This is a genomic window from Enterobacter cloacae complex sp. 394I7, from assembly GCF_057320345.1.
Map to the genome: position 1 here is coordinate 113,860 of NZ_JBXWCR010000002.1, position 24,744 is coordinate 138,603.

At 55.4% G+C, this 24,744-nt stretch carries 24 protein-coding genes; 12 read left to right on the forward strand and 12 right to left on the reverse strand.

All coding sequences use genetic code 11. The features are described from left to right. The first annotated feature begins 28 nt into the window (after positions 1 to 28). Both AC2FAP_RS11605 and AC2FAP_RS11610 read left to right on the forward strand, forming a co-directional pair. Positions 29 to 1,294 (forward strand): oligosaccharide MFS transporter, encoded by a 1,266-nt coding sequence (locus AC2FAP_RS11605; protein ID WP_020883649.1) that lies wholly within the window; start codon positions 29 to 31, stop codon positions 1,292 to 1,294. Positions 1,295 to 1,321: 27 nt separating this feature from the next. Beyond that, positions 1,322 to 2,509 (forward strand): glycoside hydrolase family 88 protein, encoded by a 1,188-nt coding sequence (locus tag AC2FAP_RS11610; protein ID WP_020883650.1) that lies wholly within the window; start codon positions 1,322 to 1,324, stop codon positions 2,507 to 2,509. Between the two features lie 58 nt (positions 2,510 to 2,567). On the opposite strand, the gene AC2FAP_RS11615 is transcribed toward AC2FAP_RS11610, so the two are convergent. The 4 genes from AC2FAP_RS11615 to qseB form a co-directional block, all read right to left on the reverse strand. Then, positions 2,568 to 2,882 (reverse strand): putative quinol monooxygenase, encoded by a 315-nt coding sequence (locus tag AC2FAP_RS11615; protein ID WP_014171627.1) that lies wholly within the window; start codon positions 2,880 to 2,882, stop codon positions 2,568 to 2,570. Between the two features lie 30 nt (positions 2,883 to 2,912). Then, complete coding sequence (locus AC2FAP_RS11620) at positions 2,913 to 3,494, reverse strand: NAD(P)H-dependent oxidoreductase (RefSeq protein WP_014171626.1); 582 nt, start codon at positions 3,492 to 3,494, stop codon at positions 2,913 to 2,915. A 105-nt stretch (positions 3,495 to 3,599) separates the two neighbouring features. Continuing rightward, positions 3,600 to 4,949, reverse strand: coding sequence for a quorum sensing histidine kinase QseC (gene qseC, locus AC2FAP_RS11625; protein WP_032680289.1), 1,350 nt, complete (start codon positions 4,947 to 4,949; stop codon positions 3,600 to 3,602). Then, complete coding sequence (gene qseB / locus AC2FAP_RS11630; protein ID WP_025203157.1) at positions 4,946 to 5,605, reverse strand: quorum sensing response regulator transcription factor QseB; 660 nt, start codon at positions 5,603 to 5,605, stop codon at positions 4,946 to 4,948. The genes qseC and qseB overlap by 4 nt, the downstream gene beginning before the upstream one ends. A gap of 138 nt (positions 5,606 to 5,743) precedes the next feature. Between qseB and AC2FAP_RS11635 the strand changes: the two genes are divergently transcribed. The 4 genes from AC2FAP_RS11635 (at position 5,744) to ftsP (ending at position 10,896) form a co-directional block, all read left to right on the forward strand. Then, entirely contained in the window at positions 5,744 to 6,145 is a 402-nt protein-coding gene (locus tag AC2FAP_RS11635; protein WP_020883653.1) for a YgiW/YdeI family stress tolerance OB fold protein, read from the forward strand. A 118-nt stretch (positions 6,146 to 6,263) separates the two neighbouring features. Beyond that, a complete protein-coding gene (gene parC, locus AC2FAP_RS11640) occupies positions 6,264 to 8,522 on the forward strand; it encodes a DNA topoisomerase IV subunit A (protein ID WP_014171622.1) in 2,259 nt (752 codons plus the stop codon). Between the two features lie 164 nt (positions 8,523 to 8,686). Then, the gene (gene plsC / locus AC2FAP_RS11645) at positions 8,687 to 9,424 is read left to right on the forward strand and encodes a 1-acylglycerol-3-phosphate O-acyltransferase (protein ID WP_020883654.1); all 738 of its coding nucleotides are present in this window, start codon (positions 8,687 to 8,689) and stop codon (positions 9,422 to 9,424) included. 59 nt (positions 9,425 to 9,483) lie between these two features. Continuing rightward, positions 9,484 to 10,896: a cell division protein FtsP gene (gene ftsP, locus AC2FAP_RS11650; RefSeq protein WP_020883655.1), complete on the forward strand. Its 1,413-nt coding sequence runs from the start codon at positions 9,484 to 9,486 to the stop codon at positions 10,894 to 10,896. A gap of 33 nt (positions 10,897 to 10,929) precedes the next feature. Here the strand turns inward: ftsP and AC2FAP_RS11655 are convergent, their stop codons facing one another. Then, positions 10,930 to 12,405: a TrkH family potassium uptake protein gene (locus tag AC2FAP_RS11655; protein WP_014171619.1), complete on the reverse strand. Its 1,476-nt coding sequence runs from the start codon at positions 12,403 to 12,405 to the stop codon at positions 10,930 to 10,932. A 200-nt stretch (positions 12,406 to 12,605) separates the two neighbouring features. Between AC2FAP_RS11655 and AC2FAP_RS11660 the strand changes: the two genes are divergently transcribed. Beyond that, positions 12,606 to 14,777: a YgiQ family radical SAM protein gene (locus tag AC2FAP_RS11660; protein WP_020883656.1), complete on the forward strand. Its 2,172-nt coding sequence runs from the start codon at positions 12,606 to 12,608 to the stop codon at positions 14,775 to 14,777. A 35-nt stretch (positions 14,778 to 14,812) separates the two neighbouring features. On the opposite strand, the gene dkgA is transcribed toward AC2FAP_RS11660, so the two are convergent. Further along, positions 14,813 to 15,640 (reverse strand): 2,5-didehydrogluconate reductase DkgA, encoded by an 828-nt coding sequence (gene dkgA / locus AC2FAP_RS11665; protein ID WP_020883657.1) that lies wholly within the window; start codon positions 15,638 to 15,640, stop codon positions 14,813 to 14,815. 105 nt (positions 15,641 to 15,745) lie between these two features. After that, positions 15,746 to 16,909 carry an alcohol dehydrogenase gene (gene yqhD / locus AC2FAP_RS11670; protein WP_020883658.1) on the reverse strand — a complete coding sequence of 388 codons (1,164 nt, stop codon included), beginning with the start codon at positions 16,907 to 16,909 and terminating at the stop codon, positions 15,746 to 15,748. 195 nt (positions 16,910 to 17,104) lie between these two features. On the opposite strand from yqhD, the gene AC2FAP_RS11675 reads away from it, so the two are divergent. After that, the gene (locus AC2FAP_RS11675) at positions 17,105 to 18,004 is read left to right on the forward strand and encodes an AraC family transcriptional regulator (RefSeq protein ID WP_040018832.1); all 900 of its coding nucleotides are present in this window, start codon (positions 17,105 to 17,107) and stop codon (positions 18,002 to 18,004) included. Between the two features lie 47 nt (positions 18,005 to 18,051). Here the strand turns inward: AC2FAP_RS11675 and yghB are convergent, their stop codons facing one another. Together yghB and metC are read right to left on the reverse strand one after the other, a co-directional pair. Beyond that, positions 18,052 to 18,711, reverse strand: a complete 660-nt coding sequence (yghB, locus tag AC2FAP_RS11680; RefSeq protein WP_014171613.1) for a DedA family general envelope maintenance protein YghB — start codon at positions 18,709 to 18,711, stop codon at positions 18,052 to 18,054. A 149-nt stretch (positions 18,712 to 18,860) separates the two neighbouring features. Continuing rightward, positions 18,861 to 20,048: a cystathionine beta-lyase gene (gene metC, locus AC2FAP_RS11685; protein WP_025203159.1), complete on the reverse strand. Its 1,188-nt coding sequence runs from the start codon at positions 20,046 to 20,048 to the stop codon at positions 18,861 to 18,863. A gap of 251 nt (positions 20,049 to 20,299) precedes the next feature. Here metC and exbB point away from each other — a divergent pair, with 251 nt between their 5' ends. Together exbB and exbD are read left to right on the forward strand one after the other, a co-directional pair. After that, positions 20,300 to 21,031 carry a tol-pal system-associated acyl-CoA thioesterase gene (exbB, locus tag AC2FAP_RS11690; RefSeq protein WP_014171611.1) on the forward strand — a complete coding sequence of 244 codons (732 nt, stop codon included), beginning with the start codon at positions 20,300 to 20,302 and terminating at the stop codon, positions 21,029 to 21,031. 4 nt (positions 21,032 to 21,035) lie between these two features. Beyond that, positions 21,036 to 21,461: a TonB system transport protein ExbD gene (exbD, locus tag AC2FAP_RS11695; protein ID WP_014171610.1), complete on the forward strand. Its 426-nt coding sequence runs from the start codon at positions 21,036 to 21,038 to the stop codon at positions 21,459 to 21,461. Positions 21,462 to 21,506: 45 nt separating this feature from the next. Here the strand turns inward: exbD and AC2FAP_RS11700 are convergent, their stop codons facing one another. After that, positions 21,507 to 21,959, reverse strand: coding sequence for a hypothetical protein (locus AC2FAP_RS11700; protein WP_020883661.1), 453 nt, complete (start codon positions 21,957 to 21,959; stop codon positions 21,507 to 21,509). Position 21,960: 1 nt separating this feature from the next. Further along, the gene (locus AC2FAP_RS11705; protein ID WP_020883662.1) at positions 21,961 to 22,365 is read right to left on the reverse strand and encodes a hypothetical protein; all 405 of its coding nucleotides are present in this window, start codon (positions 22,363 to 22,365) and stop codon (positions 21,961 to 21,963) included. Between the two features lie 102 nt (positions 22,366 to 22,467). On the opposite strand from AC2FAP_RS11705, the gene AC2FAP_RS11710 reads away from it, so the two are divergent. Both AC2FAP_RS11710 and AC2FAP_RS11715 read left to right on the forward strand, forming a co-directional pair. Further along, entirely contained in the window at positions 22,468 to 22,971 is a 504-nt protein-coding gene (locus AC2FAP_RS11710; RefSeq protein ID WP_020883663.1) for an ESA_00282 family adhesion-associated protein, read from the forward strand. A gap of 81 nt (positions 22,972 to 23,052) precedes the next feature. Continuing rightward, complete coding sequence (locus AC2FAP_RS11715) at positions 23,053 to 23,541, forward strand: TIGR00645 family protein (RefSeq protein WP_014171606.1); 489 nt, start codon at positions 23,053 to 23,055, stop codon at positions 23,539 to 23,541. A 52-nt stretch (positions 23,542 to 23,593) separates the two neighbouring features. Here AC2FAP_RS11715 and AC2FAP_RS11720 read toward each other — a convergent pair whose 3' ends face one another. Then, positions 23,594 to 24,634 carry an aldo/keto reductase gene (locus AC2FAP_RS11720; protein WP_025203160.1) on the reverse strand — a complete coding sequence of 347 codons (1,041 nt, stop codon included), beginning with the start codon at positions 24,632 to 24,634 and terminating at the stop codon, positions 23,594 to 23,596. Positions 24,635 to 24,744: the final 110 nt, after the last annotated feature.

Below are 24,744 nucleotides of genomic sequence, written 5' to 3' on the forward strand. Positions count from 1 at the left end.
TCTGACCCTACACGTCGGCGAGGATGATATGAAAAAGACCGCTACAACAAACAGAACTGAATATTACAAAATCAGCAGTTTTATATTTCTCTATTTCTTTACCTGGTCTGCCAGTATTGGCCTGCTGGCTATCTGGTTAGGCCAGAAAGCGAACCTCAGTGGTTCGGTGATTGGTACCGTATTTGCGGTGAACGGGATTTTCTCCGTCATTCTGAAGCCCATCTATGGCTATATTCTCGATAAGATCGGCATGAGCAAATACCTGCTCTATTTTGTGGTGGCAATGTCTGCCCTGATGGCGCCGTTCTTTATTTATGTCTATCAGCCGCTGTTAATGTCCAACACGCTGCTGGGGATTATTATTGGCGCACTCTATTTAAGCTTTGCCTGGTATGCGGGCGTGGCGGCGTGCGAATCCTATTCTGACCGGTTTAGCCGTTTAAATGGCATGGAATTTGGCCAGATCCGGATGTGGGGCTCCCTTGGCTGGGCAGTGGCGTCCTCCTTCTCCGGCCTGCTGTTTAATCTCTCGCCAGCGTATAACTTTATGATGGGCAGCGTGGCATCGGTGGTCATGCTGATTGTCCTGTTGAGCCTGAAAGTGAACACTAACTCCGCACATGCCGGCGAAGTGCTGACGAAAGAGAAAATTGCCCCGTCAGACGTTTACGCGCTGCTGCGTAACCGTAAATTCTGGGCCTTCTGTCTGTACGTGGCCGGTGTGGCGTGGATGATGTTTATCGCCGAGCAGCAGTTTTCGCGCTATTTCGTGACCTTCTTTGATGATATTCACCAGGGCAATGCGGTGTTTGGTTATCTGGGGACCGTGCAGTCGGGAATGGAGTTTGTCATGTATATGGTGATCCCGCTGCTGGTGAACGCTATTGGCGCCAAACGTGGGCTGTTAATTGTCGGGTTGGTGGTCGGTGCGCGTCTGATTATTTCCGGTCTGTGTGATTCACATCTGTTAATTTCCATTCTTAAGCCGCTGTACGGTCTGGAAATTTGTCTGCTGCTGGTCTCCGTCTTTAAATATATTGCCGAACATTTCGATAAGCGCGTTAACGCCACCATGTATTTGCTGGGATATCAGGCGATGCTGTACGTCGGCAATGTCGTGGTCTCGTCGCCTGCTGGCTATATGTATGACCGCATCGGTTTCGAGAACACCTATATCATCATGGGCGCCACGGCGCTGATCTTCACGTTTATTTCTGCCTTTACGTTATCTGCCTGCCAGAGTAAATGGCGCGGCCCCCGCGCGCTGAACGTAGCAGAACCCTCATCACGATAATTAAGCCGTCAAAGAAGGAACCGAAATATGTTAAGTCGTATCGCAGAGGAACGCCTGCCCGCTATCCCCGTGCCCGTTGATTCGCGCGTATTCCGCGATGAACTGAGTTCAGCGCGCGACCATGTCCTCGCGCTGATTAGCCGCCATTTAACGGCGTTTGGTGAGCAGTTCCCGGCGGAAACCTGCCAGCAGGGTTTTTATCCGCTGACCGACAACGTGGAGTGGACCACCAGCTTCTGGACCGGGCAGCTGTGGCTGGCGTGGGAGATGAGCGGCGAAGCGAAATTCCGCGCGATGGCGGAAAAACATGTGCGCTCGTTTGGCCTGCGTATCGCCGGGCGCCACGACACTAACACCCACGATCTGGGCTTTTTGTATACGCTCTCCTGCGTGGCGGCCTGGCGACTGACCGGTAACCGTGAGGCGCGTGGCTTCTCGCTGCTGGCGGCAGAGGCGCTGCTGGAGCGCTTCCACGAGAAGGCAAAAATTATTCAGGCGTGGGGCGATCTGGCTGACCCGGAACAGGCCGGGCGGATGATTATCGACTGCAATATGAACCTGCCGCTGCTCTACTGGGCGAGCGAACAGACGGGCGATCCGCGCTTTGCCGATGCCGCCAAAGCACACGTGATGCAGGCAGCGAGGTACCTTATCCGTGAAGATGCCTCAACGTTCCACACCTACTATATGGATGTGCACACCGGCGCGCCGCGCTACGGCAATACTCAGCAAGGCTATGCCGATGACTCCTGCTGGTCGCGCGGGCAGGCGTGGGGAATTTACGGCTTCCTGTTGAGCTACATCTATACCGGTGATGCGACGATGATTGCCCTGTCGAAACGGCTGGCGAACTACTTCCTCAACCGTCTGCCGGAAGATTACGTCTGCCACTGGGACCTGGCGCTGGTCGGCACGGATGCGCTACGCGACGCGTCCTCGGCGGCGATTGCGGTATGTGGCCTGCTGGAGCTGGTGAAGCACCTGCCGGTGACCGATCCGGATCGCGAGCGGTATTCTGAATGGGCAAAAGGAATGATGTCGTCACTGACGAAACACTACCTGATGGGCAAAGACGAGAAGGGCACTGGGCTGCTGAAGCACTCCGTTTATCATCTGGCAAGCAATAAAGGCGTGGACGAGTGCGCGAGCTGGGGGGACTACTTCTACGTGGAGGCGTTGGTCAGGTTTACCCAAAGCTGGAAGTTGTACTGGTAATATGCCTCCCTGACCCTCTCCCGAAAGGGGGAGGGCAGGAATCAGGAACAGGGTAAACTTACACCCCTTGCTCCAGAATGCGGATATGCGTTTCCAGCACATCGCCCTTCACCGCGTCGCTCCACGCTTTCATGTGCGCGGTCTGCAGGTGGGCTTCAAGATGGGCCACGGTTTCCCACTGCTCAATCATAATGATCGAGTCTGGGGCAGTAGCCTGGAAGCTGGCGGTGGTGGTGGCGTCGACCATCGGCGCGTAGCCGTGGCAGCCTTCTTCCTTCAGTACAGTGGGGATAATTTTCACGAACTCATCCAGCACCGCCTGGCGGTGATGTTGGCCTGGACGAGTACGGATTTCAGCAATAACAGTAAGCATGGTTAACTCCTTCTAATTCCAGGTTACCAGTTAAGCAAAAATTTCCGCGAGATGCTTGCGATATTCTGCGATATAGCGCGGGACGTCAGGCATTTTGATGACGTCGTTAACGATAAAGGTTGGCAGCGGCGTCATTCCGAGGAACTGGTTAGCTTTGTGGAACGGCAGATACGCGCCGTCAACGCCCACCCCTTCGAAGAACTGATCTTTCTCGGTGAACGCTTCCAGCGGTGCGTTCCAGGTCAGGGACAGCATATATTTTTTGCCCTGAATCAGGCCGCCAGAACCGTATTTTTTGGATGCGTCGGAGCGGGTGCGACCGTCGCTGGCGTACAGTGCGCCATGGCCTTCGGTGAAGACATCATCCATGTATTTTTTCACGGTCCAGGGGGCGCCCATCCACCAGCCAGGCATCTGCCAGATAATCACGTCAGCCCACAGGAAGTTCTGCACTTCCGCGTTGACATCGTAATCGCTGTCCGCGCGCACGACCTTAACATCATGCCCGGCGTCGCGCAGAAAACCGTCCGCGACCTCGGTCAGGGTGTCATTCAGCTGGCCTTTAGAGTGCGCAAATTCTTTTGCACCGTTGATAATCAGAATGTTGCTCATGAGGTGTCCTCGAAGATGAAAGTATGGCGAGGATTTTACGCGCGCGAGCGATGCGGTTAAATGAGCAAAATGTGCAAAGTCTTTTGCATTAAACGCAATAATGCCTTACCAGCTGACCTTCACTTCGAAGCCGCCTTCTGCCGCATTGCCCAGCGCGACGCGCATACCATGCAGGGCGGCAATGCGCCTGACGATCGATAACCCCAGGCCGCTACCCGTTGCATCCTGTCCCGGTGGGCGATAAAAACGCTCACCAATACGCGCCAGCGCATCGGTGGAAACGCCGGGGCCGGTGTCACGCACGGTAAAACGCCGGGTGTCCAGCGTGACGTCCACCACGCTGCCATGCGGGCTATAACGCACGGCGTTGTCCAGCAGGTTACGCACCAGCAGGCTCAGCAGCAGCGGCTGGCCCTGACGTGTGACCTGTGGGGCATGAATGTTCAGACGAATATCAATCCCGGCCTGCTGTGCCGGATGCCAGATATCCAGCACCGCCGACTGCAGGAGATCGGCCATCACGATCGGTTCGATATCGTCGAGGTTATCCAGCGAGTCCAGACGCGACAGCGTAAGGAGCTGATCCACCAGCCGGGATGCGCGATCGATACCCGCATGCAGCTGCGCCAGCGCTTTTTGCTGCGCCTGCGGATCGTCCTGATACAGTTGCGCCACGTCGGTTTGCACCTTCAGGGCCGCGAGAGGGCTGCGTAGCTCGTGCGCGGCATCTGAGGTAAAACGACGCTCGCGGGTCATCATCTCCTGGGTTCGCGTGAACAGATGGTTCAGCGAGTCGAGCAGCGGGCGCACCTCAGTGGGAACCCCCTGAGTCGGGAGCGCGTCGGTGGCATCCGGTGAGCGGGAGCGCAGGGTCTGCGCCAGTTTTTTTAACGGTTTCAGTTCCCGGCTCAGCAGAACGATCAGCAACAGCAGCATCAGGGGCAGCGCCACCAGCCACGGGGTCAACTGGGAGCTGACCACATCTACCGCCATCTCCTGGCGATACTCCCACTCCTGTCCGACCACCACGCGGTACTTCCCGTCGGGTGAGGTGAGCCATAAAAAACGCCACTCGTCGTTGTCGCCCTGTAGCCGTCCATTATCAAACCCGTCGCGGCGATAGTGGTACGGAATGTCCCGCCCGTTTTCGCCGTCATTTAATATCATCTTGCCGTCGGTGGCGTAGATGGCGAAGGCCAGCGCGTCGTCATCCAGACGACCGTGCTTCGCTTTTTTGGGGATCTCACGCATCCGTTCGGGGGCCCGGATCTCATCCAGATCCATGGTCAACAGGCGTTTGGCAAACAGCATCTGCTGCGTATCGAACAGCTTATCCAGCGTGTGGGTGGTCTGCTGCCAGGCGACCAGGCTTGCGGCAAACCACGCCGTCAGCGACAGCACTAAAAAGAGGAGCGTCAGGCGCAGCTTCAGGCTCAGGCGTTGGGTCAGTTTCATGCGTCACCCAGGGTATAGCCGATACCGTGCACGGTGCGGATAAATTCGCTGCCCAGTTTACGACGAAGATGGTGGACGTGGACTTCAACGGCGTTGCTGGAGACGTCGTCGTCCCAGGTGTAGAGCTTTTCCTCGATCAGCTTGCGCGGCAGCACGCGGCCCGCGTTACGCATCAGCAGCTCCAGCAGGGCGAACTCTTTCGGCTTGAGCGTCAGCGTTTCGCCGTCCAGCGTGGCCACGAGACTGGTGGGATCGAGCGTGACCTTTCCGTGGTGCAACTCGCTGCGGGTCTGGCCGTGGCTTCGGCGCACCAGCGCCTCAAGGCGGGCAGCCACTTCGATCAGTGCAAAGGGCTTGCACAGGTAATCATCCGCCCCCAGACGCAGCCCTTCGACACGCTGGTTCAACGCATCCCGCGCCGTCAGAATCAATACCGGCTCGCGGCGCCCGCTTTCGCGCCAGGCGCGCAGAATATCCAGTCCGTCGATTTCCGGCAGCGTCAGATCCAGCACTACGGCATCATACGGAGCGGAATGAAGCGCGGTCTGGCCGGTTTTTCCGTCGGTGAACCAGTCCACGCTAAAGCCCATTTTGCTTAACCCCGCCTTGATGCCATCGCCAATCAGCTTGTCGTCTTCAACCAGTAAAATGCGCATGTTCCCTCCTTGATAACGTCAGTAAACCCTCTGCATCAGCCTGCTGTACAGTAATAATAAATAAATTTTTCCCTTAAGAAGTTGTTAAGGTTTACCCTGTTAAATGGACTGCGAAACCACATTAAAGGGAGAGTTAATATGAAAAAATTCGCTGCGATTGCCGCCATCATGATGATGACCACTGCCCCTGTTTTTGCTGCACAGGGCGGATTTAACGGCCCCTCTGCCGCACAAACCCAGGCCCAGACGCAGGCGGGCGGTTTTGTCGATAATGACGCGAACCTCACCACCGCGGTGAAAGTGAAGGACATGAAGGACGACAGCTGGGTGAAGCTGCGCGGGAACATCACTCAGCGCCTGTCTGATGACCGCTACACCTTCCGCGATGAGACCGGTACGGTTAACGTGGAGATTGACCACAAGCGCTGGAACGGCGTGACCGTAACCCCGCAGGATAAGGTGGAAATCCAGGGTAAAGTCGATAAAGAGTGGAACGATTTTGAAATCGACGTGAAGCAGGTTATCAAACTGAACAAATAACCCCGAAAGGGCCGCGGATGCGGCCCTTTTTCTTTGTGACTCAACACGCCAGATAAGGTAGTATCTGCGGCAATATTGCCTGAAACCTTTCGGTTTCTGAGTTGAGGAATCACACATAATGAGCGATATGGCAGAGCGCCTCGCGCTACATGAATTCACGGAAAACGCCTACCTGAACTACTCCATGTACGTCATCATGGACAGGGCGTTGCCGTTTATCGGGGATGGCCTGAAGCCCGTTCAGCGCCGCATCGTCTATGCGATGTCCGAGCTAGGGCTGAATGCGACCGCCAAGTTCAAAAAATCCGCCCGTACCGTCGGTGACGTACTGGGTAAATACCATCCGCACGGCGACAGCGCCTGTTATGAAGCGATGGTGCTGATGGCACAGCCGTTCTCTTACCGTTATCCGCTGGTGGATGGTCAGGGGAACTGGGGCGCGCCGGACGATCCGAAATCCTTCGCAGCGATGCGTTATACCGAATCCCGTCTCTCCCGCTACGCTGAAGTGCTGCTGGGCGAGCTGGGTCAGGGAACCGTGGACTGGGTGCCAAACTTCGACGGTACGATGCAGGAGCCGAAAATGCTGCCTGCGCGTCTGCCGAACATCCTGCTGAACGGCACTACCGGTATCGCGGTGGGTATGGCGACGGACATTCCGCCGCACAACCTGCGTGAAGTGGCGAAAGCCGCCATCACCCTGATTGAACAGCCGAAAACCACGCTGGACGATCTGCTGGATATCGTGCAGGGGCCGGACTACCCGACCGAGGCCGAAATCATCACCTCGCGCGCGGAAATCCGCAAAATCTACCAGAACGGCCGCGGCTCCGTGCGCATGCGTGCGGTGTGGACCAAAGAGGACGGCGCAGTGGTCATCACCGCGCTGCCGCACCAGGTCTCCGGCGCGAAAGTGCTGGAACAGATTGCCTCCCAGATGCGCAATAAAAAGCTGCCGATGGTGGATGACCTGCGCGACGAATCCGACCACGAAAACCCGACGCGTCTGGTGATCGTGCCGCGTTCCAACCGCGTGGACATGGAGCAGGTGATGAACCACCTGTTTGCCACCACCGATCTGGAAAAAAGCTACCGCATCAACCTGAATATGATCGGCCTCGACGGTCGTCCGGCAGTGAAAAACCTGCTGGAGATCCTGAGCGAATGGCTGACGTTCCGCCGCGATACCGTTCGCCGCCGTCTGAACTATCGACTGGAAAAAGTGCTTAAACGCCTGCACATCCTTGAAGGTTTGCTGGTGGCGTTCCTCAATATCGACGAAGTTATTGAGATAATCCGTTCCGAGGACGAGCCGAAGCCGGCGCTGATGTCGCGCTTTGGCATCAGTGAAACCCAGGCCGAAGCAATCCTTGAGCTGAAACTGCGTCATCTCGCCAAACTCGAAGAGATGAAGATCCGCGGTGAGCAGAACGAACTGGAAAAAGAGCGCGATCAGCTGCAGGCGATCCTCGCGTCCGAACGCAAGATGAACAACCTGCTCAAGAAAGAGCTGCAGGCTGACGCCGATGCATTCGGTGACGACCGTCGTTCTCCGCTGCATGAGCGCGAAGAAGCGAAGGCGATGAATGAGCACGACATGCAGCCATCAGAACCAGTCACCATTGTGCTGTCTCAGAGCGGCTGGGTGCGCAGTGCTAAAGGTCACGATATCGACGCGCCAGGGTTGAGCTACAAGGCGGGCGATAGCTTTAAAGCGGCCGTGAAAGGTAAGAGCAACCAGCCGGTCGCCTTTATCGACTCGACGGGGCGCAGCTACGCCATCGACCCGATCACGCTGCCATCTGCCCGCGGACAGGGCGAACCGCTTACCGGTAAGCTGACGCTGCCGCCGGGTGCGACGGTTGACCATATGCTGATGGAAGCCGATGACCAGAAACTGCTGCTGGCGTCTGACGCGGGGTACGGCTTTATCTGTACCTTTAACGATCTTGTTTCCCGCAACCGTGCCGGTAAGGCGCTGATCAGCCTGCCTGACAACGCGCATGTGATGCCGCCGCTGGTGGTGGAAAACGATAGCGATATGCTGCTGGCGATCACTGCCGCCGGACGTATGCTGATGTTCCCGGTCAGCGACCTGCCGGAATTGTCAAAAGGCAAGGGCAACAAGATCATCAGCATCCCGTCAGCGGAAGCGGCGAAAGGGGTAGATGGTCTGGCGCACCTCTTTATTCTGCCGCCGCAGAGCACGCTGACCATTCATGTCGGCAAACGTAAAATCAAGCTTCGTCCGGAAGAGTTGCAGAAAGTGGTGGGCGAGCGCGGTCGACGCGGCTCGCTGATGCGCGGCCTGCAGCGTATTGACCGCGTGGAGATTGACTCTCCCGCGCGCAGTACCGCGGGCGACAGCGAAGAGTAACGCCGTTATCTCCCCCTCTGTTCCGGAGGGGGAATTTCAATAAAATTTCCCGTAAAATCGTTGTTAATTCGTGCGTTGCGATTAACAATACGCGCTCGTAATAAAGTCCTTACCTGGCCACAGGTGAAGTATAATTGTCAGCTGTCAGGGCTTCAGAGGTCGCTATGCTATTCATTGTTCGTTTAATTCTTACCATTATTTACTGCATTCTGGTCTGTATTTTCGGCTCTATTTATTGCCTGTTCAGTCCGCGCAATCCGAAACATGTCGCCACCTTCGGCCATATGTTCGGCCGCCTTGCGCCGCTGTTTGGCCTGAAGGTTGAAAAACGCCTGCCGGAAGGGGCTGAGAACTTCGGTAACGCCATCTTTATCGCTAATCATCAGAACAACTACGATATGGTGACGGCCTCCAACATTGTTCTGCCACCGACCGTGACCGTGGGCAAAAAGAGCCTGCTGTGGATCCCTTTTTTCGGCCAGCTGTACTGGCTGACTGGTAACCTGCTGATTGACCGTAACAACCGCGCGAAAGCGCACAGCACTATTGCTGAAGTGGTTAATCACTTCAAAAAGCGCAGGATCTCAATCTGGATGTTCCCGGAAGGGACGCGCAGCCGTGGCCGTGGCCTGCTGCCGTTCAAAACCGGTGCGTTTCATGCTGCAATTGCGGCAGGTGTTCCAATTATTCCTGTGTGTGTTTCCAATACTTCTAATAAGATTAATCTTAACCGCCTGAATAACGGGCTGGTGATTGTCGAAATGCTGCCGCCGGTGGATACCAGCAAATACGGTAAAGATCAGGTTCGCGAGCTGGCAGCACACTGCCGTGAACTGATGGCTCAGCATATTGCGCTGCTCGACAAAGAAGTCGCAGAGAGAGAAGCCGCCGGTAAGAAGTAAGCCGGCGTTAAAAGGGAAAACGAATTCCCGCGTTGTTAGTCGTTTCAGATGGAGCTTATATGTCATTCAGTCGGCGTCAGTTTATTCAGGCTTCCGGGATCGCCCTTTGTGCGGGTGCGCTGCCGCTGACAGCCAACGCCGCCGGGCAGCAACAGCCGCTGCCCATTCCGCCGTTAATAGAATCCCGTCGCGGGCAGCCGCTTTTCCTGACGCTACAGCGCAGCCACTGGTCCTTTACCCAGGGCACGCGTGCGCCGGTGTGGGGCATTAACGGGCGTTACCTTGGGCCGACCATACGCGTGTGGAATGGCGATGACGTTAAGCTGATCTACAGTAACCGTACGACGGAAAATGTCGCCATGACCATCAGTGGTTTACAGGTGCCTGGCCCGCTGCTTGGCGGCGCGGCACGCATGATGTCGCCTAACGCTGACTGGGCGCCCGTTCTGCCGATTCGTCAGAGCGCGGCGACGCTCTGGTATCATGCCAATACCCCTAACCGCACGGCCCAGCAGGTGTATAACGGCCTGGCCGGCATGTGGCTGGTGGAAGATGAAATCAGTAAATCCCTGCCAATCCCGAACCACTATGGCGTGGATGATTTTCCGGTCATTATTCAGGACAAACGGCTGGATAATTTCGGCACGCCGGAATACAGCGAGCCGGGCAGCGGTGGCTTCGTTGGCGATACGCTGCTGGTTAACGGCGCGCAAAGTCCGTATGTCGAAGTGTCGCGCGGATGGGTACGTCTGCGTCTGCTGAATGCCTCTAACTCGCGCCGCTACCAGCTGCAAATGAGCGATGGCCGCGCGCTACACGTCATCTCCGGCGACCAAGGCTTTTTACCGGCGCCGGTTTCCGTGAAGCAGCTGGCGCTGTCGCCAGGCGAACGCCGCGAAATCCTTATTGATATGACCAACGGTGATGAGGTGTCGATCACCTGTGGCGAAGCGGCCAGCATTGTGGACCGCATTCGCGGTTTCTTTGAGCCGTCGAGTATCCTGGTCTCCACCCTGGTGCTGACCCTGCGTCCTACCGGCCTGCTGCCGTTGGTGACCGACAGCCTGCCGATGCGCCTGCTACCGCAGGAGATCATGAGCGGTTCGCCGGTGCGCAGCCGCGATATCAGCCTGGGCGACGATCCGGGGATCAACGGTACGCTGTGGGACGTTAATCGTATCGATATTACCGCGCAGCAGGGTACCTGGGAGCGCTGGACGGTTCGCTCGGACATGCCGCAGTCGTTCCATATCGAAGGGGTGAGTTTCCTGATCCGCAACGTCAATGGCGCGATGCCGTTCCCCGAAGACAGGGGCTGGAAGGATACCGTCTGGGTGGATGGGCAGGTTGAACTGCTGGTCTACTACGGACAGCCTTCGTGGCCGCACTTCCCGTTCCTGTTCCACAGCCAGACGCTGGAGATGATGGACAGGGGATCCGTCGGCCAGATGCTGGTCAACCCGGCACCCTAAACCACGATACGATTCCCGGTTCGCCGGGAATGTTTATGCCCGCCAGAAAAAGCGTGAGCACAGGATCAGTACCGGATAAATTTCCAGACGCCCCATAATCATCGCCGCACACATCAACAGCTTGGCCTCGTCTTTTAGCGTTCCGAAGGTTGACGCCGTTTCGCCGAACCCCAGCCCCATATTGTTAATACAGGCCGCAACGGTGGCAAATGACGTGAACAGATCGTATCCCAGCAGGTTCAGCGCCCAGACGAAAAAGCCCGTTATCATCACGTAGAGAAAAAAGAAGCTCCACACCGAGCGCAGAACGCGCTCATTCACGACGCTTTTGCCGACCTTAATGCTCAGCAGCGCGCGCGGATGCGCGAGTTGATTCATCTCCTGAATACACTGCTTAAACATGATGAGAAAACGCAGCGCTTTGATCCCGCCGCAGGTAGAGCCGACGCAGCCGCCAAAAAAACTGGCGCTCAGCAGCAGGAAAATGGTGTGGGGAGGCCAGTGAGCGTAATCGGCCGTCGAAAGACCGTTGTCGGTCATCATGGAGCTGGCCAGAAAGAAGGCATGTACCAGGCTGTCGGTACCGTTGTACATCCCCGCGTGCCACACCTGCCAGGCGGTAATGGCGATAATGACGGTGGCGGCACCGAGAAAGAATTTCACCTCCGGGCTGCGCCGAATCGGTTTCAGCGTGCGGCGCGCGATGACGACATACCAGAGGGTAAAGTTAAACGCGGAAAGCAGTGAAAAAGCCCCGGCGACAAGCTCAATCGCGTGGCTGTCGTAAAACCCGATGCTCTCACTTCGGGTTGAAAACCCACCCAATGAGACGGTGGAAAGCCCGTGACAGACGGCGTCAAAAAAGGGCATGCCCGCCAGCCAGTACGCCAGCGTGCAGACCAGTCCCAGCGCCAGATAGGTTACCCACAGCGTACGCGCGGTATCGGCGAGTCGGGGCGTCAGGCGCTCCTCCTTGAACGGCCCAGGCATTTCCGACTGATACAGCTTCATGCCACCGATACCGAGCAGCGGCAGGACCGCGACGGCCAGTACGATGACCCCTAATCCGCCAATGAAATTGAGCTGAGCGCGGTAATAAAGGTACGACTTCGGCAGGGCACTGACGTCCCCAATCACCGTCGCCCCGGTGGTGGTGATCCCTGAGACCCCTTCAAAGAGCGCATCGGAAAAGGAGAGTTGCAGACCGTCATCCATCCATAACGGCATGGCGCTAATCAATGAAAACAGCAGCCAGAACAGAACGATAATCACGAAACCGTCACGGGTGCGCAGCTGTATACCGGAATGACGTGTTGCCCGCCAGGTGAGTCCGCCAAGGGTGAAAAAGGTCAAAAAGGTGGTTAAAAAAGCAAAGTAGGTTCGCTCTTTATTCAGCAGGGCGATAACCATCGGCGGCAGCATGGACAGGCTGTACAGAAGAACCAGAAAACCGCAGAGGTGAAGCACAACCCGCAGCTGGGACACATGTAACGAATCGTTGAACTTCACAAAGAAACTCCGTGCCAGAATGCATCCCGGTAACTGATTACCGCAAGATATAGTGGATATTATGATCCAAAATTAACAGTGCGCTGTATTTTAACGGCTTCCAGGATTTTCTGTTTACTTCTTGCATCCTTTTCTTCAAATCCGGCGGACTAACAGCGTATAATCCCGCTCCTTTTGTCTATTTTTTCTTCGGAAGCACTATGAGCGCAATTTCCCTGATCCAGCCGGATCGTGACCTCTTCTCCTGGCCCCAGTACTGGGCGGCCTGCTTTGGACCGGCGCCGTTCCTGCCGATGTCCCGGGAAGAGATGGACCAACTGGGCTGGGACAGCTGCGATATCATTCTGGTGACGGGCGATGCCTATGTCGACCACCCGAGCTTTGGCATGGCTATCTGTGGCCGTATGCTTGAAGCGCAGGGCTTCCGTGTGGGGATCATCGCCCAGCCTGACTGGAACAGCAAAGACGACTTTATGCGTCTGGGGAAACCCAACCTGTTCTTCGGCGTGACCGCAGGCAACATGGACTCGATGATCAACCGCTATACCGCCGACCGTAAGCTGCGTCATGACGATGCCTACACGCCGGATAACGTCGCGGGTAAACGTCCTGACCGCGCGACGCTGGTCTACACCCAACGCTGCAAAGAAGCCTGGAAAGACGTGCCGGTTATCCTGGGCGGCATCGAGGCGAGTCTGCGCCGTACCGCGCACTACGACTACTGGTCAGACACCGTGCGCCGTTCGGTGCTGGTGGATTCCAAAGCCGATATGCTGATTTACGGTAACGGTGAACGTCCGCTGGTGGAAGTGGCGCACCGTCTCTCACAGGGTGAGCCGGTGAGCAGCATCCGCGACGTGCGCAACACCGCGATCATGGTGAAAGAGGCGCTGCCGGGCTGGAGCGGGGTGGATTCCCGTATCATTGATATGCCGGGTAAAATCGACCCGATCCCGCACCCGTACGGCGACGATCTGCCGTGTGCGGATAACAAACCGGTAGAGCCAAAGAAAGCTGAAACGAAAGCTATTGTTGTTCAGCCGCCGCGCCCGAAACCGTGGGAAAAAACCTACGTGCTGCTGCCTTCCTTTGAGAAGGTCAAAGCCGATAAAGTGCTCTACGCGCATGCGTCCCGTATTTTGCACCACGAAACCAACCCGGGCTGCGCGCGTGCGCTGATGCAAAAGCACGGCGAGCGCTTTATCTGGATCAACCCGCCGGCCATCCCGCTTTCCACCGAAGAGATGGACAGCGTCTTCGCGCTGCCGTACAAACGCGTGCCGCATCCGGCATACGGCGAGAGCCGAATCCCGGCGTATGAGATGATCCGTTTCTCAATAAACATCATGCGCGGCTGCTTCGGCGGCTGCTCCTTCTGCTCCATTACCGAGCACGAAGGGCGCATTATTCAGAGTCGCTCCGAAGATTCGATCATCAATGAGATCGAAGCCATTCGCGATACCGTGCCTGGCTTCACCGGGGTGATCTCCGATCTGGGCGGCCCGACTGCGAACATGTACATGCTGCGCTGTAAATCACCGCGCGCGGAACAGACCTGCCGTCGTCTGTCGTGCGTGTACCCGGATATCTGTCAGCACATGGATACCAACCATGAACCGACGATCAACCTTTATCGTCGTGCACGTGACCTGAAAGGGATCAAGAAGATCCTGATCGCCTCTGGGGTACGTTACGATATCGCCGTGGAAGATCCGCGCTACATCAAAGAGCTGGCGACGCATCACGTGGGTGGCTACCTGAAGATTGCCCCTGAGCATACCGAAGAAGGCCCGCTGTCCAAGATGATGAAGCCGGGTATGGGCAGCTACGATCGCTTTAAAGAGCTGTTTGACACCTACTCGAAGCAGGCGGGTAAAGAGCAGTATCTGATCCCATACTTCATCTCCGCGCACCCTGGCACGCGCGATGAGGACATGGTGAACCTGGCGCTGTGGCTGAAACAGCGTCGCTTCCGTCTGGATCAGGTGCAGAACTTCTATCCATCACCGCTCGCGAACTCAACAACCATGTATTACACCGGCAAGAACCCGCTGGGTAAAATTGGTTATAAGAGTGAAGATGTGGTGGTGCCGAAAGGGGATAAACAGCGCCGTCTGCATAAAGCACTGCTGCGCTACCACGATCCGGCTAACTGGCCGCTGATCCGTCAGGCGCTGGAAGATATGGGTAAAAAGCATCTGATCGGCTCGCGCCGCGACTGCCTGGTGCCTGCGCCTACGCTTGACGAGATGCGTGAAGCGCGCCGCCAGAACCGCCACACGCGCCCGGCATTGACCAAGCACACGCCGATTGTGCATCAGCGTTCAAACGGTAACGCCAGTGCGAAGAAACCCGTGAAACGTAAAGCGTAAAAAATAAAAACCCCGGCGAGCCGGGGTTTTTTTATTCACCCGCCAAACTGATCGGGATCCGGGCCTAAACGCTTGCCCTTGTCCAGCTTCGCAATTTCACTCAGTTCATCTTTATCCAGGCGGAAATCCCAGACGTCGAAGTTCTCAGCGATACGCGATGGCGTGACCGATTTCGGGATCACCACCAGGCCGTTGTCCAGATGCCAGCGAATAACGATTTGCGCCGGCGTCTTGCCGTATTTATCCGCGAGATCGCGAATAATTTTCTGGTCGAACACCCCTTCACCGCCCTGTGCCAGCGGGCTCCAGGACTCGGTCTGGATCTTGTGCGTGGCGTTCCAGGCGTGAAGCTGACGCTGCTGCATCAGCGGGTGCAGCTCAATCTGGTTGATAACCGGCGCGACACCCGTCTCGTCAATCAGGCGCTGCAGGTGGTGAACCTGGAAATTACACACGCCGATGCTTTTCACCAGCCCTGCCTGCTGTAGCTCAATCATCCCTTTCCAGGCGTCAACATAGTGATCGATAGCCGGGACTGGCCAGTGCATCAGATAGAGATCGACGAAATCGAGCTGGAGTTTGTCCAGACTCTCCTGCAAGGCTTCGCGGGGGCGTTTTTGATCGTCGTTCCACAGTTTGGTGGTAATGAAAAGATCGTCGCGGGGCATGCCAGCGCTGGCCAGTGCCTTACCCACGCCGTCCTCATTTTTGTACGCGGCGGCGGTATCAATCGACCGATAGCCGACTTCCAGTGCTTTATGAATGGCGGAGACGACCTCGTCGTTACCGGCTTTCCATACACCTAGCCCCAGTTGGGGCATCACGTTGCCATCCTGCAGCTTGATTACGGTTTGGTTTGCCATTTTTCCTCCTTCAGGTGCTCATCGTCGGAGGGAACCCCCGACGATGTGATGTGCATTAAGTCTGGACGAAATGTCAAAAAACGAAAGGCGGGATGTCAAAAACGCTTAGCGTGCCGCTTCGTAGATACGACGGCTCACTTCCAGCGTAATGTCGCCGTGCTCGCCCAACTGGGTCATACCGTGTTCTTCAAGTTTCGCCAGCAGGGCAGGGATGGAGCTGCCATCCAGACCATAGCCGGACAGACGCGTTGGCACGCCCAGACCTTCAAAGAAGCTGCGGGTTGCTTCGATAGCCGCGTCGATACGCGCATCGTCAGAACCTTCTGTGATGTTCCACACGCGCTCAGCGTACTGCAGCAATTTAGCGCGTTTGGTATCACGTTTTTCGTTCCACAGTGCAGGCAGGACGACGGCCAGCGTTTGCGCGTGATCCAGACCGTGCATGGCCGTCAGTTCGTGGCCCAGCATATGGGTTGCCCAGTCCTGCGGCACGCCGGCACCGATCAGACCGTTCAGCGCCTGGGTTGCCGCCCACATCACGTTGGCGCGCACATCGTAGTTTTCCGGCTCTTTCAGCGCTGTCGGGCCGTCTTCAATCAGCGTCAGCAGAATGCCTTCCGCGAAGCGATCCTGAATTTTGGCATCTACCGGGTAGGTAACGTACTGCTCAACGGTGTGCACAAACGCATCGACCACACCGTTCGCGACCTGACGTGCAGGCAGGGTGTAGGTGTAAACCGGATCGAGGATGGCGAATACAGGCTGAACGTGATCGTTCATAAAGGCCTGCTTATCACCCGTGGTTTTACGGGAGATAACGGCACCTTTGTTGGATTCAGAACCGGTCGCAGGCAGGGTCAGCACGGAACCCATTGGGATCGCGCTTTTGATATCGCTGCCGCGGGTTTCCAGAATGTGCCACGGGTCAATACCGTCCGCGTAGTGCGCCGCAGCGGCGATGAATTTGGTGCCGTCCAGGACGGAGCCGCCGCCGACTGCCAGCAGGAAGGTGACTTTTTCATCACGGGCGATCTTGACCGCGTTCATCAGTGTTTCATAAGACGGGTTAGGCTCGATACCGCCGAACTCACGCACGTCCAGACCTTCCAGCGCGCTGTAAACCTGATCCAGTACGCCGGTTTTTTTCACGCTGCCGCCACCGTAGGTGATCAGTACGCGGGCGTCAGCGGGGATCTGTGCGCGCAGGTCGGCGATAGCGCCTTTACCAAACAGAATGCGGGTTGGGGTGTGGAGATTAAAATTATTCATTGCTCGTTCCCTTATGTGGGTGAAAAACCGTGGTGGCGCTGAAGGCGACCTGATGCTGCACATTGTGGCCGTCCGGGGCTATCCTCTCAATGCACATTCCTGCCGATGTCTTGCCCATTTCTACAGAACGCTGGAGAAAACACGGTAAACTGCGCACACTGTTAACGTCGGAAACCGTAGCCGGAGTAACGTAAAATGAACCGTGAAGCGATCTGCCTTCAGCTTACTGCGCAGATTAAAAGACTGATTGATAAAGAAAATGGCGTCGGTGAAATGTTGCCTGACATTCGTCTTCTGTATGGGACGCAGCCAGGGACACGCACACCGGTCATGTACCAGCCGGGCATCGTTTTTCTCTTTTCAGGCCATAAAATTGGCTATATCAATGAGCGCGTGTTCCGGTATGACACCAATGAATATCTTCTGCTCACAGTACCTTTACCCTTTGAATGTGAAACTTTCGCGACAGAAGCGGTACCGCTGGCGGGCATTCGTTTAAATGTTGATCTCCTTCAGCTGCAGGAGCTGCTGATGGAGATTGGCGAGGACGCATTGTTCCGCCCGTCGATGCCCGCGAGCGGGATTAACTCCGCGACGTTATCCGAGGAGATCCTCTGCGCCATTGAGCGTCTGCTCGACGTTATGGAACGGCCGCTGGATGCACGCATCCTGGGCAAACAGATTATCCGCGAAATTCTTTACCATGTGCTGCTGGGGCCGGGCGGTGGGGCATTACTCGCGCTGGTCAGCCGCCAGACGCACTTCAGCCTGATTAGCCGCGTGCTCAAGCGAATCGAAAGCCAGTACACGGAAAACCTGAGCGTTGACCAGCTGGCGGCGGAAGCAAACATGAGCGTCTCGGCGTTTCATCATAATTTTAAGTCGGTGACCAGCACCTCGCCGCTGCAGTATCTTAAAACCTATCGGCTGCATAAGGCTCGTATGCTGATGATCCACGACGGCATGAAGGCCAGCGCGGCGGCGATGCGGGTGGGCTATGAAAGTGCGTCGCAGTTTAGCCGGGAGTTTAAGCGTTACTTCGGCGTCACGCCGGGGGAAGATGCGTCGCGCATCAGAATGATGCAGGGGACCTGAGGGGAGAGTCCAGCCGGGTAAGCGCAACGTCACCCGGCTTTTTTATATCACGCGCTGCAGTATTTCTTCTTAATCACGACCGCAATCGTCCCGAGCAGTCCCGCGACCAGCAGGAAAAGCGGGAGGATCATCAGGAAGGTCATTACCTGGTCTTCGTGGTGTTTCACAAAGGGGATCATATTCAGCGCGTAGCCAAGCGTGGTCACCACGCCTACCCACAGCAGGGCGCTCAACCAGTTGAAGAACTGGAAGCGGCGGTTTGACAGCCCGGAAATGCCTGCCATGGTCGGCAGCAGCGTGCGAACAAACGCCAGAAAACGCCCGGCCAGTAGCGCCAACAGACCGTGGCGGTCAAACATGCAGGTCGCACGTTGATGATATTTATGCGGTAACTGAGCCAGCCAGCCTTTCACGACGCGCGTATTGCCGAGCCAGCGGCCCTGCAGATAGCTCAGCCAGCAACCGAGGCTGGCAGCGGAGGTAAGTATGACCATCGTCGGCGTGAAGTCCATGACGCCTTTACCGATTAACGCCCCGGCCAGTAAAAGCAGGCTGTCACCGGGTAAAAATGAGGCTGGCAGTAATCCATTTTCCAGAAACAGGGTTGCGAACATCACGAAATAGACGATACCTACAACGTGAGGGTCCGCCAGCGCGGCAAAATCGTGTTGCCAGAGCGCCGCAATAATATCTTGAATAACAGCCATGGACTTTCCTGTGGAACAGCAGATGCAGATATAGCGCTATTGTACTCCCTAATTCGCCCGTGGGGTTTGATCGCGGGCGCAACTAATGCAGACTTTTCTGGTGGCAGTGTTCACAAAAGCGTCCAGGGAGTACATTTTCAGCATGCACTCTACACGATACGTTCAAACCCTGCCGCTAAATCCGCAATTAAATCGTCAACATCTTCTAAACCAATATGCAGTCGGATAAGCGTGCCGCTGAAATCCACTTCTCCACCGGGGCGTAGGGCCGCAATTTGCTCCGGCTGGTTAGGCAGGATCAGGGATTCAAACCCGCCCCAGGAGTAAGCCATGCTGAAGAGGGTAAAATGATCCAGGTAGTTCGCCAATTCGTCGTTACTGAGCCGTTTTTTAAGAACAAATGAGAACAACCCGCTACTGCCCGTAAAGTCACGTTGCCAGAATTCATGGCCTTTGCTGCCCGGAAGCGCCGGATGGTTAACGCGCTCGACCTGCGGGTGCCGGGCCAGCCATTCGGCCACCTTCAGACTGCTTTCATGGTGCTGACGCAGGCGCACTCCCAGCGTACGGATACCGCGGCTGGTCATGTAGGCCGTATCCGCATCCACCATCTGGCCCATCAGGTAGGCATTCTCCCGAAGTTGATCCCAGCAGCGCGCGTTGGATACCGCAGTACCGATCATGCCATCAGAGTGACCAATCAGATATTTGGTCGCTGCCTGAATAGAGATATCAATGTCGAATTCCAGCGCCCTGAACAGCACGCCCGCCGCCCAGGTGTTGTCGATCATGATGATTGCCTCGGGGGCTTTGCTGCGCACTGCTTTCACAATAGCCGGGACGTCGTGCACTTCCATGGTGATAGAGCCTGGGGATTCCAGAAACACAATGCGCGTGTTCGGCTGGATAAGTTCAGCGATACCTTCGCCAATCAGCGGATCGAACCAGCCGGTGGTCACGCCGAGCTTGCTGAGGATTTTGGTGCAAAAATCCTGGCTTGGTTCATAAGCGGTATTGGTCATCAGGATATGGTCGCCCTGTTCCACAAACGCCAGAATGGTATTGGCGACTGCCGCCGCACCACAGGGGAACAGGGCGCAGCCCACGCCGCCTTCCAGTTCGCACATGGCTTCCTGAAGTGAAAAATGGGTTAGCGTGCCACGACGGCCATAGAACAGCCCGCCTTTGGCGCGGTTGCGCGTGGCGATTTTTTTATCCTCGACGGTATCAAATACCAGCGAGGAGGCGCGTTGAATCACGCTGTTGACCGATCCCTGAGTGTATTTTTTGCTGCGTCCTGCCTGTACCAGCGTGGTATCAAGATGCTTCTTTGTCATGTTCGCTAACCCTGTTTTTATACGTCTGGACGTCCAGACTACCACGATTGTAAAAATCTGCACCCGGGGGCTTATCGAATAAGCAGAAAATATTAGCAAAAATACGCATAAGAAATTTTTACTGCGTAAGCGCAAGGAAAGTGAACGAAAATTACGGCAGTATGTAAATACTAATGAGAACTACTATCAATTCGACGACGTTTTGATATTATTACGGTCAGATTTTGTGATTTGCGTCCTGGAGATACAGAGTGGGTAATAATTTGATGCAGACGGATCTCTCCGTCTGGGGCATGTATCATCATGCTGACATCGTGGTTAAGATTGTGATGATCGGCCTGGTTCTGGCGTCCGTGATCACCTGGGCTATCTTCTTCAGTAAGAGCGTCGAACTGCTGTCGCAGAAGCGTCGCCTCAAGCGGGAACAACAGCAACTGGCTGAAGCCCGCTCCCTGGATCAGGCCTTAGACATGACCTCATCCTTCCATGGAAAAAGCCTGACCACCCTGTTAGTCAACGAAGCACAGAACGAGCTGGAACTCTCCGCAGGCAGTGAAGATAACGAAGGCATTAAAGAACGTACCGGCTTCCGCCTGGAGCGTCGCGTTGCTGCCGTTGGCCGCCATATGGGCCGCGGTAACGGTTATCTGGCCACTATCGGGGCGATCTCACCGTTCATCGGTCTGTTCGGTACGGTCTGGGGCATCATGAACAGCTTTATCGGCATTGCGCAGACGCAGACCACCAACCTGGCGGTGGTTGCGCCAGGGATTGCCGAAGCGCTGCTGGCGACCGCAATCGGTCTGGTCGCGGCCATTCCTGCGGTCGTCATCTATAACATCTTCGCGCGTATGATTGGCAACTATAAAGCCACGCTCGGTGACGTCGCCGCGCAGGTGCTATTGCTGCAAAGCCGCGATCTTGACCTCAATGCCAGCTCCGTTAAACCGGTGCATGCGGCGTCTAAACTGCGCGTAGGTTGATTGTATGGCGATGCGTCTTAACGAAAATCTGGACGATAACGGCGAAATGCATGAAATCAACGTGACGCCGTTTATCGACGTCATGCTGGTTCTGCTGATTATCTTCATGGTGGCTGCGCCGCTGGCGACGGTCGACGTGAAGGTGAATCTGCCTGCCTCTTCCAGCCAGCCGCAGCCGCGTCCTGAGAAACCTGTCTATTTGTCGGTGAAAGCGGATAAATCGATGTTCCTCGGCAACGACCCGGTGACGGATCAGTCTGTTATCCCGGCGCTGGATCAGCTCACCGGCGGCAAGAAAGACACCACGGTCTTCTTCCGCGCGGATAAAACCGTCGATTACGAAACCATGATGAAGGTAATGGACACGCTGCATCAGGCGGGTTATCTCAAGATTGGGCTGGTCGGCGAAGAGAAAGCGGCCGCGAAATAACAAAGAAGCTGGCGAAAGCCGGCTTTTTTTATGCGTGTCGGGCGATCAGTTTTTTGTCTCAGTGGACGCAGGTGCAGGCGCGTGGGACGCCAGCGCGTCTTCATCAAGCGCAACGCAGGTGACGTTTGACGTGCGGTACTCGCCGTCAGACAGTTTGCGCGTCAGACGCAGGGTGGCCACTTCTCTGGCGAGCAGATACTGATAATTGGCCTCCAGACGCCCGAGAAGCTTCTCTTTCAGCTCAGGCCGCTGTTCGATGAGGGTATTCATCACCGCGCCGTATATCTCTTCCTTCACCTGCAGAGGATAAATCTCGCGGCGATTATGCCATTTTAGGCGTACCAGCGTCGCCGGGATCGATACCAGGTCCTGAGTTATTCGCGTCATCTCGGCATTTTTTGTGTTTCGCAGTGCATCGAGATTTTGCTTTAAGATAAATTCATCACTTTTTTTGTTATCTAAAGCCAAATAAACGTCGTTATCTTTAATTTCTTTCACGTTACTCTTCCCCCAGGTTATAAAAAATAGGGTTGTTGGTTTCACGCGTAATTAGATTAAGCCAAATTTCATTGCCGGCTTCGTTTATTTCTTTGGTTTTTTCCGCGATTATTTGACTTAGTTTCTGGGCATCTATTTCACCTTCGGCCTGCAGGTCATTCAGCAGGTGGACAAAGGCTTCTATTTTAACGGCGCGAAATAACCGGTCCTTTATATGACGGTCGTGCTCTTCCAGTAACATATTACGGGATTTACCGGTGCGAGAAACGCCTATTAATATGTCAGACTCGTAATCAGAGAGCTTTCTTTTCCCCTGAGTGAAATTAGCCTCTTTTTCTGCTTCCGTCGTTTGCTGTTCCACAGGCGCAATGTGGTACTTAGCCGGGACGAGGTAGTCGGGCAGCATTTTAATTTCCTTTAATTACAACAGGGTGGGGTTGGTAAAGGCGTGAGATTCGTTGACAATATCATGAGGCAATTTTAAAATCAAAAAAAATGGAGCCTACCCATGAACAGCATTTTTTTTACGGTCATCACATTACTATTACTGACCGCTGGTGTTCTTTTATTGATGCAGGAGTTCAATAAAACGCAAGTGTCGAAAGACGCCAGTGAACCTCCGCTACCTGAACTGATGACAAAAGAGGAAGGTGAAGACCATTTCTCCGTATTGATGAACTCGGTTACACCGGTTTGGTACTGGCGGGTGAACCATGAATATATCGACTTTTTGCACGCGACAATTAAGCGAATGAAAATGTCGGAAATTAATGACACGCCTGGGTTGTTTGAAGCGCAGCGCCGCTGCAGCGACCTGAATTCCGCGGTGTATAAATATTATGACAATATCAAAAAGCGTTGCCTTAACGGTGAGAAGGTCTCCTGTTCCGATCTGGACGTATTAAACCTGCGCCAGTGTTTTCGTGAGTTCAGCCTGGAGGCGTATCCGGAACTGGTGGTGCTGGTCTGGCCGGAGTATGCGCGCCCGGACGTTAATCCTGACAATGTCTGAACGTACAACGAGTGAGTTGTTGCAAACAGTCAGCGCCGTTGAGATATACTGGGCGCTGGTTTCGTTTGCAGACAGGACTTTATGGAACGCTTCTTTGAAAACGCGATGTACGCCTCTCGCTGGATACTGGCACCCGTCTATTTTGGCCTTTCGCTGGCGCTGATTGCGCTGACGATTAAGTTTTTCCAGGAAATCTTGCATGTTCTGCCGAACATCTTTTCCATTGCCGAAGCAGATTTGATTCTGGTTCTGCTCTCGCTGGTGGATATGACGCTGGTGGGCGGATTACTGGTGATGGTGATGTTCTCCGGCTATGAGAACTTTGTCTCTCAGCTCGATATCGACGAGCGCAAAGAGAAGCTCAACTGGCTGGGCAAAATGGATGCCTCGTCGCTGAAGAATAAAGTGGCCGCGTCGATTGTGGCGATCTCATCTATCCACCTGTTACGCGTATTCATGGACGCCAAGAATGTCCCGGACAACAAACTGATGTGGTATGTGATTATCCATCTGACGTTTGTGCTGTCTGCGTTCGTGATGGGGTATCTGGATAAGATCAGTAAGAAGTAATTTTCCCCCCTCTTCCCAAGGGAGAGGGGGAGCGTGAGCGCGACAGACCGCGCTATTTATCCGACGATGCCTGCCACAAATTCAATTCCCCATCCGCAACATGCTGGTCAATCCTTTTCAGCTCATCGTCGCTAAAGTGCAGGTTATTCAGGGCCTGCACGTTCTCTTCGATCTGCTCCGGACGGCTCGCACCAATCAGCACTGACGTCACGCGTTCATCCTTCAGCAGCCAGCTCAGCGCCATTTGCGCCATCGTCTGACCACGGGCCTGTGCCATCTCATTCAGTAAACGCAGGCTGTTCAGGTTGGCTTCAGTCAGCATGTTTTCCGTCAGACCGCGCACCTTCTTGCCTTCACGCTGCATACGAGAATCTTCAGGAATACCGTTCAGGTATTTTCCGGTCAGCAGACCCTGCGCCAGCGGCGTAAACGCAATGCAACCCGCCCCGTTTTTCTCAAGCGTATCCAGCAGGCCGGTGTGATCGACCCAGCGGTTGAGCAGGTTGTAAGATGGCTGGTGGATAAGCAGCGGGATCTTCCACTCACGCAACAGGTCCGCCATTTTCTGGGTGCGCTCCGTGGAATAGGAGGAGATACCGACATACAGCGCTTTACCGCTCTGCACGGCCTGGGCCAGCGCAGCGGCGGTCTCTTCCATCGGCGTATTTTCATCCACGCGATGAGAATAGAAAATATCTACATACTCCAGCCCCATGCGCTTGAGGCTCTGATCGAGACTGGCGAGCAGGTATTTGCGCGACCCGCCCGACCCATACGGCCCCGGCCACATGTCATAGCCTGCTTTGGTTGAGATGATCAGTTCATCACGATACGCGGCAAAATCTTCCCGCAGCAGACGACCCATGTTTTCTTCCGCGCTTCCCGCCGGCGGGCCGTAGTTGTTGGCAAGATCGAAATGGGTAATGCCGAGGTCGAAGGCTTTATGCAACAGCGCCCGCTGAGAGTCGAGAGGCTGTACGTGGCCGAAACTATGCCACAGACCAAGCGACAGCGCCGGCAGGCGCAGGCCGCTTTTTCCGCAGTAGCGGTACTGCATATTTTCGTAGCGGGCGGGGTAAGGGTGCCAGGACATGATGTCTCCTTTCTTGTCGATGAATTTTCGAAACAACGTTTTCATTCTGTGCTTATCAAATCACAAATCCTGTTGATAAGCGATGACATGCCTGACCACCCTGAATGATT

Bases quoted from the DNA above. Each gene is read 5' to 3' on its own strand.
- AC2FAP_RS11605 (WP_020883649.1), top strand. From the start codon at position 29: ATGAAAAAGACCGCTACAACAAACAGAACTGAATATTACAAAATCAGC.
- yghB (WP_014171613.1), bottom strand. From the start codon at position 18,711: ATGGCTGTTATTCAAGATATTATTGCGGCGCTCTGGCAACACGATTTT.
- AC2FAP_RS11620 (WP_014171626.1), bottom strand. From the start codon at position 3,494: ATGAGCAACATTCTGATTATCAACGGTGCAAAAGAATTTGCGCACTCT.
- dkgA (WP_020883657.1), bottom strand. From the start codon at position 15,640: ATGGCAAACCAAACCGTAATCAAGCTGCAGGATGGCAACGTGATGCCC.
- AC2FAP_RS11710 (WP_020883663.1), top strand. From the start codon at position 22,468: ATGAACAGCATTTTTTTTACGGTCATCACATTACTATTACTGACCGCT.
- AC2FAP_RS11610 (WP_020883650.1), top strand. From the start codon at position 1,322: ATGTTAAGTCGTATCGCAGAGGAACGCCTGCCCGCTATCCCCGTGCCC.
- AC2FAP_RS11635 (WP_020883653.1), top strand. From the start codon at position 5,744: ATGAAAAAATTCGCTGCGATTGCCGCCATCATGATGATGACCACTGCC.
- exbD (WP_014171610.1), top strand. From the start codon at position 21,036: ATGGCGATGCGTCTTAACGAAAATCTGGACGATAACGGCGAAATGCAT.
- metC (WP_025203159.1), bottom strand. From the start codon at position 20,048: ATGACAAAGAAGCATCTTGATACCACGCTGGTACAGGCAGGACGCAGC.
- ftsP (WP_020883655.1), top strand. From the start codon at position 9,484: ATGTCATTCAGTCGGCGTCAGTTTATTCAGGCTTCCGGGATCGCCCTT.
- AC2FAP_RS11705 (WP_020883662.1), bottom strand. From the start codon at position 22,365: ATGCTGCCCGACTACCTCGTCCCGGCTAAGTACCACATTGCGCCTGTG.
- qseC (WP_032680289.1), bottom strand. From the start codon at position 4,949: ATGAAACTGACCCAACGCCTGAGCCTGAAGCTGCGCCTGACGCTCCTC.
- AC2FAP_RS11720 (WP_025203160.1), bottom strand. From the start codon at position 24,634: ATGTCCTGGCACCCTTACCCCGCCCGCTACGAAAATATGCAGTACCGC.
- parC (WP_014171622.1), top strand. From the start codon at position 6,264: ATGAGCGATATGGCAGAGCGCCTCGCGCTACATGAATTCACGGAAAAC.
- AC2FAP_RS11615 (WP_014171627.1), bottom strand. From the start codon at position 2,882: ATGCTTACTGTTATTGCTGAAATCCGTACTCGTCCAGGCCAACATCAC.
- yqhD (WP_020883658.1), bottom strand. From the start codon at position 16,909: ATGAATAATTTTAATCTCCACACCCCAACCCGCATTCTGTTTGGTAAA.
- AC2FAP_RS11660 (WP_020883656.1), top strand. From the start codon at position 12,606: ATGAGCGCAATTTCCCTGATCCAGCCGGATCGTGACCTCTTCTCCTGG.
- plsC (WP_020883654.1), top strand. From the start codon at position 8,687: ATGCTATTCATTGTTCGTTTAATTCTTACCATTATTTACTGCATTCTG.
- AC2FAP_RS11675 (WP_040018832.1), top strand. From the start codon at position 17,105: ATGAACCGTGAAGCGATCTGCCTTCAGCTTACTGCGCAGATTAAAAGA.
- AC2FAP_RS11715 (WP_014171606.1), top strand. From the start codon at position 23,053: ATGGAACGCTTCTTTGAAAACGCGATGTACGCCTCTCGCTGGATACTG.
- qseB (WP_025203157.1), bottom strand. From the start codon at position 5,605: ATGCGCATTTTACTGGTTGAAGACGACAAGCTGATTGGCGATGGCATC.